This window comes from Actinosynnema sp. NPDC091369 (assembly GCF_044757065.1).
Classification (GTDB): domain Bacteria; phylum Actinomycetota; class Actinomycetes; order Mycobacteriales; family Pseudonocardiaceae; genus Actinosynnema.
Genome location: NZ_JBIVUG010000002.1, coordinates 643,809 through 656,737, shown reverse-complemented (window position 1 = coordinate 656,737; position 12,929 = coordinate 643,809). Strand labels below are relative to the sequence as shown.

At 72.7% G+C, this 12,929-nt stretch carries 11 protein-coding genes; 9 read left to right on the top strand and 2 right to left on the bottom strand.

The annotated features are described in order from the left end of the window. Positions 1-88: 88 nt before the first annotated feature. Entirely contained in the window at positions 89-4,546 is a 4,458-nt protein-coding gene (locus tag ACIQMJ_RS11110) for a HAMP domain-containing protein (protein ID WP_499760786.1), read from the bottom strand. Between the two features lie 95 nt (positions 4,547-4,641). Here ACIQMJ_RS11110 and ACIQMJ_RS11105 point away from each other — a divergent pair, with 95 nt between their 5' ends. Both ACIQMJ_RS11105 and ACIQMJ_RS11100 read left to right on the top strand, forming a co-directional pair. Then, positions 4,642-6,045: a PP2C family protein-serine/threonine phosphatase gene (locus ACIQMJ_RS11105; protein WP_499760785.1), complete on the top strand. Its 1,404-nt coding sequence runs from the start codon at positions 4,642-4,644 to the stop codon at positions 6,043-6,045. Positions 6,046-6,193: 148 nt separating this feature from the next. After that, positions 6,194-6,880 (top strand): maleylpyruvate isomerase family mycothiol-dependent enzyme, encoded by a 687-nt coding sequence (locus ACIQMJ_RS11100; RefSeq protein WP_499760784.1) that lies wholly within the window; start codon positions 6,194-6,196, stop codon positions 6,878-6,880. Here the strand turns inward: ACIQMJ_RS11100 and ACIQMJ_RS11095 are convergent. Next, complete coding sequence (locus ACIQMJ_RS11095) at positions 6,862-7,233, bottom strand: hypothetical protein (protein WP_499760783.1); 372 nt, start codon at positions 7,231-7,233, stop codon at positions 6,862-6,864. The genes ACIQMJ_RS11100 and ACIQMJ_RS11095 overlap by 19 nt on opposite strands. Before the next feature lie 257 nt (positions 7,234-7,490). Between ACIQMJ_RS11095 and ACIQMJ_RS11090 the strand changes: the two genes are divergently transcribed. Genes ACIQMJ_RS11090 through pcaC form a run of 7 tightly spaced genes read left to right on the top strand, consistent with a single transcriptional unit; the run spans position 7,491 to position 12,890 of the window. Then, positions 7,491-8,288 carry a CoA transferase subunit A gene (locus ACIQMJ_RS11090; RefSeq protein ID WP_499760782.1) on the top strand — a complete coding sequence of 266 codons (798 nt, stop codon included), beginning with the start codon at positions 7,491-7,493 and terminating at the stop codon, positions 8,286-8,288. Positions 8,289-8,347: 59 nt separating this feature from the next. Continuing rightward, positions 8,348-9,073, top strand: a complete 726-nt coding sequence (locus tag ACIQMJ_RS11085) for a CoA-transferase subunit beta (RefSeq protein ID WP_499761066.1) — start codon at positions 8,348-8,350, stop codon at positions 9,071-9,073. Between the two features lie 31 nt (positions 9,074-9,104). Next, a complete protein-coding gene (pcaH, locus tag ACIQMJ_RS11080; protein ID WP_499760781.1) occupies positions 9,105-9,830 on the top strand; it encodes a protocatechuate 3,4-dioxygenase subunit beta in 726 nt (241 codons plus the stop codon). Continuing rightward, positions 9,823-10,422 (top strand): protocatechuate 3,4-dioxygenase subunit alpha, encoded by a 600-nt coding sequence (pcaG, locus tag ACIQMJ_RS11075; protein ID WP_499760780.1) that lies wholly within the window; start codon positions 9,823-9,825, stop codon positions 10,420-10,422. The genes pcaH and pcaG overlap by 8 nt, the downstream gene beginning before the upstream one ends. Then, entirely contained in the window at positions 10,397-11,785 is a 1,389-nt protein-coding gene (gene pcaB, locus ACIQMJ_RS11070) for a 3-carboxy-cis,cis-muconate cycloisomerase (protein WP_499760779.1), read from the top strand. The genes pcaG and pcaB overlap by 26 nt, the downstream gene beginning before the upstream one ends. Next, entirely contained in the window at positions 11,782-12,531 is a 750-nt protein-coding gene (gene pcaD, locus ACIQMJ_RS11065; protein WP_499760778.1) for a 3-oxoadipate enol-lactonase, read from the top strand. The genes pcaB and pcaD overlap by 4 nt, the downstream gene beginning before the upstream one ends. 14 nt (positions 12,532-12,545) lie before the next feature. Next, positions 12,546-12,890, top strand: a complete 345-nt coding sequence (gene pcaC / locus ACIQMJ_RS11060; RefSeq protein WP_499761065.1) for a 4-carboxymuconolactone decarboxylase — start codon at positions 12,546-12,548, stop codon at positions 12,888-12,890. Positions 12,891-12,929 lie beyond the last annotated feature (39 nt).

Sequence of the window (12,929 nt, the reverse complement as noted above, 5' to 3'; positions counted from 1 at the left end):
CCTACCCCCGACCCCCTACCCTCCCGACCCCCGCTCATCCTTCTCACATCGGATCCGAACCCAACCACCGAGCCGCCCCCAACCCCACTCAGTCCTGCTCAACCCCCAGATAGAACGCGATCAACCGCAGCAGGTGCTCGGTGTCCACCGGCTTCGTCACGTAATCCGTCGCCCCCGAAGCCAACGACTTCTCCCGATCACCCTTCATCGCCTTCGCCGTCACCGCGATCACCGGCAAATCGGCGTACCGCGACATCGCCCGAATAGCGGCCATGGTCGCGTTCCCGTCCAACTCCGGCATCATGATGTCCATCAACACCAGCGTCACGTCGTCGTACTGCTCCAACGCCCGCACGCCGGTGATCCCGTTGTCCGCGTAGATGACCTGCAACCCGTGCAGCTCCAACACGCTCGTCAACGCGAACACGTTGCGCAGGTCGTCGTCGACGATCAGCACCTTCTCCCCGTGGAACCGCATCGGGGCGGGCGGCAGCTCGGACGGGGCCACCACCGTCTGCGGCGACTGGTCGGCGGGCGTCAGCAGCTCCGGCACGGCCTCCGGCTCCACGACGACCGGCGGCACGAGGCCCTGCTCGCCCAGCGGCAGGTACAGCGTGAACGTCGACCCGATGCCCGGCTCCGACCGCACGTCCAGCCTGCCGTCGAGCAGCGCGGCCAGCTCCCGGCTGATCGACAACCCCAGTCCCGTCCCGCCGTACTTGCGCGACGTCGTGCCGTCGGCCTGCTGGAACGCCTCGAAGATCACCGAGAGCTTGTCCGACGGGATGCCGATGCCGGTGTCCTGCACGTCGAACGCGACCGAGCCCTCGACCACCCTGATCCGCAGCTTGATCTCGCCGTCGTGGGTGAACTTGACCGCGTTGGACAGCAGGTTGCGCAGGATCTGCTGCAACCGGTGCTCGTCGGTGTGCAGGGTGGGCGGCACGTCGGACTCCACCACGACCTCGAACGCCAGCCCCTTCTCCGCGGCCAGCGGCGTGGTCATCGCCTCCACGTACCCGACGATGTCCGACACCTGCACCGAGTCGGTCTGCACCTGCATGTGCCCGGCCTCGACCTTGGTCAGGTCCAGGATGTCGTCGATCAGCTGCAACAGGTCCGTGCCCGACGAGTGGATGGTCTTGGCGAACTCCACCTGCTTCGGGTTCAGGTTGCCGTCGAGGTTGTCGGCCAGCAGCTTGGCCAGGATCAGCAGGCTGTTCAACGGCGTGCGCAGCTCGTGCGACATGTTCGCCATGAACTCCGACTTGTACTTCGACGCCGACGACAGCTGCCGCGCCCGCGCCTCCAGCTCGACCGAACCGGCCCGCAGCTCCTCGGTCAGCCGCTGCGACTCCACCAGCAGGCTGTCGGTCCGCGCGTTGGCCAGCATCGTGTTCAGGTTGACGCCGATGTTCTCCTTGAGCTGGTCGAGCAGGTCGAGGTGCACCTCGGTGAACTCGCCGAAGGACCCCAGCTCGATCACGCCGAGCGTCTCGCCCTGGAACACGATCGGCAGGATCACGAGGTTCGCGGGCGGCGCCGCGCCCAGCCCCGACCCGACCTCGATGTAGCCCGGCGGCACGTCGGTGACCAGCAGCGTCTTCTTCTCCACCGCGACCTGCCCGATCAGCGACTCGCCGCGCATGAACCGGGTGGGCCGCCCGCCGCGCGGCACGTACCCGTAGGACGCGGTCAGGTCCAGGGCGTTGGACTCGGCGTCCACCAGGAAGAACGCGCCGTGCTGGGCCGACACCAGCGGCGTCAGCTCGCTGATGACCAGCGACGCCATGGCGTTGAGGTCCCGGTGGCCCTGCATCTGGCCGGACAGCCTCGCCAGGTTCGTCTTCAACCAGTCCTGCTCCTGGTTGGCGCGGGTGGACGCCCTCAGGTTGCCGATCATCCGGTTGATGTTGTCCTTGAGCTCGGCGACCTCGCCGGACGCCTCCACGGTGATCTGCCGGGTCAGGTCACCCGCGGTCACCGCCGTCGCCACCACGGCGATCGCGCGCACCTGCCGGGTCAGGTTCCCGGCCAGCTCGTTGACGTTCTCGGTCAGGCGCTTCCACGTGCCCGACACGCCTTCCACCTCGGCCTGGCCGCCCAGCTTGCCCTCGGTGCCGACCTCGCGCGCCACGCGCGTGACTTCCTGGGCGAACGACGAGAGCTGGTCGACCATCGTGTTGATGGTGGTCTTGAGCTCCAGGATCTCGCCGCGCGCGTCGACGTCGATCTTCTTCGACAGGTCGCCCAGCGCCACCGCCGTCGTGACCTGGGCGATGTTGCGGACCTGCGAGGTCAGGTTGTTCGCCATGAAGTTGACGTTCTCGGTCAGGTCCTTCCACGTCCCCGCCACGTTCGGCACCCGCGCCTGGCCGCCCAGGATGCCCTCGGTGCCGACCTCGCGGGACACGCGGGTGACCTCGTCGGCGAAGGCGCGCAGCGTGTCGACCATGCCGTTGATGGTGTCCGCGAGGGCCGCGACCTCGCCCTTCGCCTCGACCGCGATCTTCTTGGACAGGTCGCCGCCCGCGACCGCCGTCGCCACCGCCGCGATGGACCTGACCTGCGTGGACAGGTTGTCGGCCATCACGTTGACGTTGTCGGTGAGGTCCTTCCACGTCCCGGCGACCCCCGGCACCCGCGCCTGGCCGCCCAGCCGGCCGTCGGTGCCGACCTCGCGCGCGACGCGGGTGACCTCGTCGGCGAACGACGACAGCTGGTCGACCATCGTGTTGATGGTCGACTTCAGCTCCAGGATCTCGCCCCGCGCGTCGACGGTGATCTTCTGCGAGAGGTCGCCGCCGGCCACCGCCGTCGTGACCTGCGCGATCGACCGGACCTGCGCGGTGAGGTTGTTGGCCATGAAGTTCACCGAGTCGGTCAGGTCCCGCCACGTGCCCGCGACGCCCGGCACCTGCGCCTGGCCGCCCAGCCGGCCGTCGGTGCCGACCTCGCGCGCCACCCGCGTCACCTCGTCGGCGAACGACGACAGCTGGTCGACCATCGTGTTGATGGTGTCCTTCAACTCCAGGATCTCGCCCCGCGCGTTCACCGTGATCTTCTGCGACAGGTCACCCCGCGCGACCGCCGTCGCGACCTGGGCGATGTTGCGGACCTGGGACGTCAGGTTGCCGGCCATGAAGTTCACCGAGTCGGTCAGGTCCCGCCACGTGCCCGCCACGCCCGGCACCTGCGCCTGACCGCCCAGCCGCCCGTCGCTGCCGACCTCGCGCGCCACCCGCGTGACCTCCGCCGCGAACGACGACAACTGGTCGACCATCGTGTTGATCGTCGTCTTGAGCTGGAGGATCTCGCCCCGCGCGTCCACGTCGATCTTCTGCGACAGGTCACCTTGCGCGACCGCCGTCGTCACCTGGGCGATGTTGCGGACCTGGGACGTCAGGTTGCCCGCCATGAAGTTCACGGAATCCGTCAGGTCCCGCCACGTGCCCGCGACGCCCGGCACCTGCGCCTGACCGCCCAGCCGTCCATCGGTGCCCACCTCGCGCGCCACCCGTGTGACCTCGTCGGCGAACGACGACAGCTGGTCGACCATCGTGTTGATGGTCGACTTCAGCTCCAGGATCTCGCCCCGCGCGTCGACCGTGATCTTCTGCGACAGGTCGCCCTGCGCGACCGCCGTCGCGACCTGGGCGATGTTGCGGACCTGGGACGTCAGGTTGTTCGCCATGAAGTTGACGTTGTCGGTCAGGTCCCGCCACGTGCCCGCGACGCCCGGCACCTGCGCCTGGCCCCCGAGCCGCCCATCGGTGCCCACCTCGCGCGCCACCCGTGTGACCTCGTCGGCGAACGACGACAGCTGGTCCACCATCGTGTTGACGGTGTCCTTCAGCTCCAACATCTCGCCCGCCACCGTCACGGTGATCTTCTGCGACAGGTCGCCCTGCGCCACCGCCGTCGCCACCTGCGCGATGTCGCGGACCTGCTTGGTCAGGTTGTCGGACATGAAGTTGACCGAGTCGGTCAGGTCCTTCCAGGTGCCCGCCACCCCCGGCACGACCGCCGTGCCGCCCAGCCGCCCGTCGGTGCCGATCTCGCGCGCCACCCGGGTGACCTCGCCCGCGAACGTCCGCAGCGTCGCCGTCATCGAGTTGAAGCTCTCGACCAGCGCCGCGACCTCGCCCCGCGCGTCGACCACGATCTCCTGCGACAGGTCGCCCTCGGCGACCGCGGCGAGCACGCGGCTCAGCTCGGCGGTCGGCCGGGTCAGGTCCTCGATCAGGCCGTTCACCGCGTCCGCGGCCGTCGCCCAGCCGCCGGTGGCGGTGCTCGGGGCCAACCGCTCGCCGAGCCTGCCCTCCTGGCCGACCGACTGGCGCACCCGCACGAGCTCGCCGACGAGCCACTGGTTGCGCTCCGCGATCTCGTTGAAGACCTCGGCCAGCTCGGCTGTCATCCCGTCGCGGTGCCCGCCTCTGCCGGGCACGACGAGGCGACGGCGGAAGTTGCCGTCCTTCATCTCCCGCATCGCGGTCAGCAGTCGGGCCAGGGTCACGTCCGTGTCGTCCTGGGCGGTCGTCACACGAGCCTCCGATGTCAGCGGAACTGCGCCAAGCCTGCCACTGTTGGTGGCAACTTGTCCGATAGGTTGGGTCGACCCGACACACAGGAGCCGTGATGGCCCAGGGCTACCGGCAAGGCGCCGATACGGGCCTCGACCTCGACGCGTGGCGTCGCGTGGTCGACGGCTTCCACGAGGCCGTCGTCGTGCTGGACCCGGAAGGTGTCGTCCGGATGGTCAACTCCCTCGCGTCGGTGCTGTTCCCGCAGGCCAGGACGGGGTCGACGCTGCCGGACGAGGTGGCGGGCGGGCGCGGCCGGCGGCAGGACCTCGGCGGCGGGTGGGTCGCCTGGTACCGGGGCGTGGACGAGTACCTGGACGAGGCCGCGCGGCGCATGTCGTCGCTCGCCGAACGCGCCGACGCGCTGCGGACCGTGGTCGAGCTGGCACCCGCCGAGCACACCGTCGTGGTGCTGCCCGGTGCCCGCGGCCGTCTCGAATGGTGGCGGCGCACCCCCGCGGGTGACGTCGCCGTGGCCCGCACCACGCGGCAGGTCGCCGGGACCGTGCCCGGTCTGGTCGCCGTGCTGGAACGCGTGGTCGAGCACGCCGAGCTCACCGAGCTGGGTGACGGCCCGTGGGGCGCGTCCGGGGTGGGCGTGGCCGTGCCGCTGACCGAGGGCGGCGCGCTGGTGTGCTTCGGCGGCACGTGGAACGTGGACCTGCTCAAGCGGTACGCGGCACGGGCCGCGGCGGCGGTCGAGTCGAGCACCCGGCTGGGCGAGCAGCAGCGGACCGTGGAGGCGCTGCGGGCGAACCTGGTGCCCACCCCGCTGCCCGACGTGCCGGGCGTGCGCCTGGCCAGCGTCTACGAGCCCGCGCACCGGCGGGTGCTGATCGGCGGCGACTTCTACGACGTGCACCCGCGCGAGGACGGCAGCGCGGCGTTCGTGCTCGGCGACGTGGCGGGCAACGGCCTGGAGGCCGCCGCGCACAGCGGCCGGGTGCGGCAGAGCCTGCACGCCCTGCTCGTGGTCGAGCAGCGGCCCGCGCACCTGCTGCACCTGCTCAACGCCGCGCTCCGGGCCGCGGGCAGCCGGCTGTTCACCACGCTCGTGGTCGGCACGATGCTGCCCGTGCAGACGGGCGGCCTGCGGCTGACCCTGGCCGCCGGCGGCCACCCCGCGCCGCTGGTGCTGCGCGCCGACGGGCGGGTGGACGAGGTGGCCGTGCACGGCGGCATCGTGGGCGTGCTGCCGGAGGTGCGGTTCAACCAGACGACCGTCGCCCTCGCGCCGGGGGAGACGTTGCTGCTCTACAGCGACGGGTTGACCGAGGCGCGCAAGCACGACGACCGGCAGGAGCTGTTCGGCGACGTGCGGCTGAAGGCGGCGCTGGCCGACTGCGCCGGGCTGTCCGCCGAGGCGGTGTCCGACCACCTGCGCCGCGTCGTCTTCGACTGGCTGGGGCCGGCGGAGCACGACGACCTGACGCTGCTCGTGGTGCAGGCGGCTCCCTGATCCTCGCCGTCGGGGCCGGTGCGCCGTTCTCCCTGCCGCCCGGCCCTTGTGGACACCGGCCGATGTCGACATCGGCCGACAAGCGCAAGGCGGGCGGACGGGGTCGGGACGTCGCCGGCGGCGGCACACCTCGCTAGGGTCGGGACGCGTGGAGCCACCCCTGGACGCGGTCGTGCGAGCCCACCGCCGGCTGTTCGCGGTGGTCGCCGACCTCACCGACGCGCAGGTCGCGCGACCGTCCCTGCTGCCGGGCTGGACGCGCGGGCACGTGCTCGCCCACCTGGCCGACGCCGCCCGCGCCCGCAGCCGGGTGGTCGAGCACGCGGCCCGCGGCGAGCAGGTCCCGCTGTGGGAGCCGGGCGAGCGGGACGCGATCATCGAGGCCACCGCGTCGCGCAGCGCGGCCGAGCACCGCGCCGCCACCGTCGAGCAGGCCGAACGCCTGGAACGGGCGTGGGCGGCCGTCGCGGACTGGTCCGAGCCCGCCGACCCGGCCGTTCCCGACCCCGTGCCGCCGGTGTTCACCCGCTGGCGCGAGGTGTGGATCCACCTGCTCGACCTCGACCTGGGCGTGCGGCCGGGGGAGTGGAGCGCGGAGTTCGCCGTGCACACCATCGGCGTGCTGCGGCCGCGGCTGCCCGACGGCGTGGCGCTGCGGGCGACCGACGTGCCGCGGGTGTGGGGCACGGGCGCGGAAGTGGTCGGCGGGGTGCGCGACCTCGCCGCCTGGCTCGCCGGCCGGGTGCCCGACGAGCCGCCCACCTCCGCCGTGCCGCTGCCCGAGCTGGGCCCGTGGCCCTCGTACCCGACGCGCCGTCAGGGCCTGGTGGACTGATCCATCGACAGCGGCACCCAGTGCAGGGCCTCGCGCCACCCCTGGCGGCCGAACGCCCAGTCCGCGAGCACCGCCGCGACGGGCCCGACCCCGATCACGTCGGGTTGGCGGGGCACCTGCGCGTGGAAGTGCCGGTCCGGGCCGCCCTCCCGGTACTCGACCTGGTGGCTCAGGTCGTCGTTCAGGTGGACCTGCATGTAGTGCTGCCCGGCGGGTTCCAGGTCGGCGCGTTCCACGATGAGGTGTCGATGGGTCAGGTTCAGGTCGGCGAGCAGGTCGTGCAAGTCCGTCTCGGACGGACCGTCCCAGGACTTCCCCGACCACTCGATCACGCGTACCACCGGCGTCGTCACAGCCCGCAACATACCCACAGCCCCGGCCCAGTCCGCAAGGCCGGTTCCGTTCCGACACCGGCGGAGTCCGAAGTGGATGGTGCGGGCACCGCCGGGGGAGTTCCGCCGACCGCGGAGTGCGCGAGGAGGTCCGGGCTTCCGGTGAGTGGAAGATCCCGTTGACCCGGATCCGGCGCGCTCCCTAGCGTTCCGCCACGTCCACCGCGGTTCGCCGCACGTCACCGCCGACCTCCGGCGGTGCACCACCGGAGGTCGGATTGGCCACCATCGCCCCCCTCGCGGACGCCGTCGCGCACGTCGTGCACGACGGCGACACCGTGGCTTTCGAGGGGTTCACGCACCTGATCCCGTTCGCCGCCGGGCACGAGGTGATCCGGCAGGGCAGGCGCGACCTGACGCTGGTCCGGATGACGCCCGACGTGCTGTACGACCAGCTCATCGGCGCGGGCTGCGCGCGCAAGCTGGTGTTCTCGTGGGGCGGCAACCCCGGTGTCGGCTCGCTGCACCGGTTCCGCGACGCCGTGCAGAACGGCTGGCCGCGACCGCTGGAGCTGGAGGAGCACAGCCACGCGGGCATGGCCAACCGGTACGTCGCCGCGGCGTCCGGGCTGCCGTTCGCGGTGCTGCGCGGCTACACCGGCACCGACCTGCCCGCCCAGACCGCCAACATCGCGTCGGTGACCTGCCCGTTCACCGGCGAGGTGCTGACCGCCGTCGCCGCGTTGCGGCTGGACGCCGCCGTCGTGCACGCCCAGCGCGCCGACCGGCGCGGCAACGTGCAGCTGTGGGGGATCACCGGTGTGCAGAAGGAGGCGGTGCTGGCCGCGACCCGCTCGCTGGTCACCGTCGAGGAGGTCGTGGACGAGCTGGAGCCGCGGCCGGGCGCGGTGGTGCTGCCGTCCTGGGTGGTGGACTACGTCGCCGAGGTGCCGGGCGGCGCGCACCCGTCCTACGCGCACGACTACTCGGTGCGGGACAACGACTTCTACGTGGCCTGGGACGGGATCAGCCGCGACCGGGACCGGTTCGCGCAGTGGTTGGAGAGCGTCGCGTGAGCACCGATCACCACGCCGGGAACGACGGCGAGCCCGGGACCGGCTACACCTCCGACGAGATGATGACGGTCGCGGCGGCGCGGGCGCTGCGCGACGGCGCGGTGTGCTTCGTCGGCATCGGGCTGCCCAGCACGGCGGCCAACCTGGCCCGCCGCACGCACGCGCCGGACCTCGTGCTGGTCTACGAGTCCGGCACGATCGGCGCGAAACCGGACCGGCTGCCGCTGTCGATCGGCGACGGCGTGCTGGCCGACACGGCGGTCAGCGTGGTCGGCGTGCCGGAGATCTTCAACTACTGGTTGCAGCCGGGCCGCATCGACGTCGGCTTCCTCGGCGCGGCCCAGCTCGACCGGTTCGGCAACATCAACACCACCGTGATCGGCGGCGACTACCGCAACCCCGGCGTGCGGCTGCCCGGCGCGGGCGGCGCGCCCGAGATCGCCGCGTCGTGCCGCGAGGTCGTGGTGGTGGTGCGCCAGACCAGGCGGTCGTTCGTGGAACGGGTCGACTTCGTCACCTCGTTCGGCTTCGGCTCGGGGCCCGGTGAGCGCGAGGCGCTGGGCCTGACCGGCGCCGGACCGCGACTGGTGATCACCGACCTGGGCGTGCTGCGACCCGACCCGGACACCCGCGAGCTGGTGCTGACCGCGCTGCACCCCGGCGTTGACCTCGCGACCGCGCGCGAGCGCACCGGCTGGGACCTGCGCGTCGCCGACGACCTCGACCGCGGCGAGCCGCCCACGGCCGACGAGCTCGCCGTGCTCCGCGCGTTGACCGCGCGATAACTCCCTTCGGCACGACGAACAGGAGACCCCGGTGCCGACCCACCAGCCGCACACCTACCGACCGGACACGCCGTCGCACCCACCCGTGTCGTTCCCCGAGTACCGGTCCAACGTGCTCCGGGCGCCGCACCGGCCCTTCGTGCTGCTGCCGCAGCGGCTGGGCGAGATCACCGGGCCGCTGCTCGGCGAGGGCCGCGTCGGACCCCACGACCACGACCTGACCGCCGGTCACGACGGCGAGCCGCAGGGCCAGCGGATCATCGTCTCCGGCCGCGTGCTCGACGGCGACGGCCGCCCGGTCGCGGGCACCCTGCTGGAGGTCTGGCAGGCCAACGCGGGCGGCCGATACCGGCACGACCTGGACCGCCACCCCGCGCCGCTGGACCCGAACTTCACCGGCGTCGGCCGAACCACCACCGACGCCGAGGGCCGCTACTCGTTCACCACCATCCAGCCCGGCGCGTACCCGTGGCGCAACCACGACAACGCGTGGCGGCCCGCGCACATCCACTTCTCGCTGTTCGGCACCGCGTTCACCCAGCGGCTGATCACCCAGATGTACTTCCCGGGCGACCCGCTGTTCGCCCAGGACCCGATCTTCAACTCGGTCCGCGACCCGAAGGCCCGCGAGGCCATGGTGGCCCGGTTCGACCTGGGCACGACCGTGCCGGAGTGGGCGCTGGGCTACCGGTGGGACATCGTGCTGCGGGGCAAGAACGCCACGCCGCTGGAGGAAGAGGACGACGACGATGAGTGACTCGTACGCCGGGCTCCAGACCACGCCGTCGCAGACCGTCGGCCCGTTCTTCTCGTTCGGCCTGGTGTGGCCGGACGGACCGTTCGTGGTGCCCGAGGGCACGCCCGGCGCGATCCGGATCGGCGGCACGGTCTACGACGGCGCGGGCGCGCCGGTGCCGGACGCGGTGGTCGAGACGTGGCAGGCCGACCCGGACGGCCGGTTCGACCACCCCGACGACCCGCGCGGCGCGGTGCGCTGGGACCATTTCCGCGGCTTCGGCCGCAGCGCCACGGACCCCGAGGGGCGGTACTCGCTGCTGACCGTCAAACCCGGCCCGCTGCCCGCGGCCGGGGACGGCTGGGAGGCACCCCACCTCGACGTGTCGGTGTTCTGCCGGGGCATGCTGGTGCGGCTGGTCACGCGGATCTACTTCCCCGACGAGGAGGAGGCCAACGCCGAGGACCCGGTGCTCGCCTCGATCGAGGAGACCAGGCGTGCCACCCTGATCGCAGCGATCGTCGGGAGCGAGCCGCCGGTAACCCGCCCTCTTGGTTACCGCTTCGACATCCACCTGCAAGGGGAGCATGAAACCGTCTTCTTCGACCTCTGAGCACGGCGGCCGGCCGATCGGGCCGCGAGAACCGGGCACGCGCTCGCTGTGGGGCACGCTGTTCACGGACCCGGACGTGGACGAGCAGACCTGCGACCGGGCGTGGCTGCGAGCCATGCTCGACTTCGAGCGGGCGCTGGCGATCGTGCAGGCCAGAGCGGGCATCGTGTCCCCGGAGGCCGCCCGCATGGTGGTCACGGCCATCGACGTCGGCCACTACGACCCGGTCGTGCTGGGTGAGGGCGCGCTGACCTCGGGCACGCCGGTCGTGCCGCTGGTCCGGGCGATCGGCGCGCACGTCACCGCCGAGGGCCGCGCGGCCGTGCACAACGGCGCGACCAGCCAGGACGTGGTGGACACGGCGCTGTCGCTGGTCGCGCACCGGGCGCTCGGGCCGATCCTGGCCGGGCTGCGCGGCGTGGCCGCCGAGTGCGAGCGGCTGGCCCGGCGGCACCGGGACACCCTGATCGCCGGCCGCACGTTGACCCAGCACGCGCTGCCGACCACGTTCGGGCTCAAGTGCGCGGGCTGGCTGGTCGCGGTGGACGAGGCGGAGGACGCGCTCACCCGCGTGCGCACGCGGCGGCTGGCGGTGCAGTTCGGCGGCGCGGCGGGCACCCAGGCCGCGGCGGGCTCGGGCGGTGACCTGACCGCGGAGCTGGCCGCCCAGCTCGGCCTGGTCGCGCCGGTGATCCCGTGGCACACCGACCGGACGAGGGTGGCCGAGCTGGCGTGCGCGCTGGGCGAGGCGTCCGGCGTGCTGGCCAAGATCGCGCAGGACGTGGTGCTGCTCGCGCAGACCGAGGTCGCCGAGGTGGCCGAGGGCGACGGCGGCACGTCGTCGGCGATGCCGCACAAGCACAACCCGGTGCGGGCCGTGCTGGTGACCGCGTGCACCCACCGCGTGCCGGGACTGGTGGCGACCGTGCTGTCGGCGATGGCGCAGGAGCACGAACGCGCGGCCGGCGCGTGGCACAGCGAGTGGCAGACCGTCACCGAGCTGCTGCGGCTGGTCGGCGGCGCGGTGCGCGGCACGCGGGAGCTGCTGGCGCGGCTGCGGGTCGACCCGGAGCGGATGCGCCGCAACCTCGACCTGACCGGCGGGCTGCTGATGGCCGAGAACGTGGCCGTGCGGCTCGCCGACCGCATCGGCCGGTCGGAGGCGCAGGACCTGGTCGCCGAGGTGTGCCGGACCGCGGCGGCGGCCGGGCAGCCGCTGCGCGACGCGCTGCTGGCCGACCTGCGGATCGGGTTGTCGGAGAAGGAGCTGGACGACGCGCTCGACCCGGCCGGGTACACCGGCCGCGCGGGCGAGTTCACCGACCGCGCCCTCGCGGCGCACCGGGGGAGGGACCGGCCGTGAAGCCGCACTACGAGTTGAGCGGGCCGGAGGACGCGCCGGTCGTCGTCCTGGGCAACTCGCTCGGCACCACCACCGGGCTGTGGGACCGGCAGCTTCCCGTGCTGCACCGGCGGTTCCGCGTGCTGCGCTACGACCACCGGGGCCACGGCGGCTCCGGGGTGGTGGACGGGCCGTACCGGATCGACGACCTCGCCGACGACGTGCTGGAGCTGCTCGACGCGCTCGGGCTGGCCCGCGTGTCGTACTGCGGCGTGTCCATGGGCGGCATGGTGGGCCTGTGGCTGGCCGGGCACGCGCCGGAGCGGATCGAGCGGCTGGTGCTGTGCTGCACCACGGCCGCGTTCCCGACGGCGCAGCCGTGGCTGGAGCGGGCGGCGGCCGTGCGGGAGTCGGGCACCGGCTCCCTCGCGCCCGCCGCGGTGGGCCGCTGGTTCACCCCGGCGTTCCGCGCGCGGTCGCCGGAGGTGGTCGCCGCGTTCGCCGCCGGTCTGTCCTCAGTGGACGACGAGGGGTACGCCGGGTGCTGCGAGGCGTTGGCGGCGATGGACCTGCGGTCCGTGCTGCCGGTGATCGAGGCGCCGACGGTCGTCATCTCCGGCGCGGCCGACGAGGCCACGCCGCCGGAGTGCGGCCGGTTCATCGCCGACTCCGTGCCGAATGCGACGTTCCACCTCGTGCCGGGGGCGCACCTGGCGAACGTGGAGTCGGCCGACGAGGTCTCGGCGATCATGGAGGCGCACCTGTGAGCCACGAGGAGGGCATGCGCGTGCGGCGGGAGGTGCTGGGCGACGAGCACGTGGACCGCGCCGTCGCCGGCACCGACGCGTTCACCGCCGACTTCCAGGACTTCATCACCCGGTACGCGTGGGGCGAGGTGTGGACCAGGCCGGGCCTGGAGCGGCGGGTGCGGTCGTGCGTCACGCTCGCCGTGCTGGCCGCTCTCGGGCACGAGCACGAGTTGGCCATGCACGTGCGCGCGGCCCTGCGCAACGGCGTGACGCCCGAGGAGATCAAGGAAGTGCTGCTGCAAGTGGGCGTCTACGCGGGCGTCCCCGCCGCGAACCGCGCGTTCGCCGTGGCCCAGCCGATCCTCGCGAGGGACTGATCCGAGGCTGCCCGGACCACGCGAGCAGCGCCGAGCCCC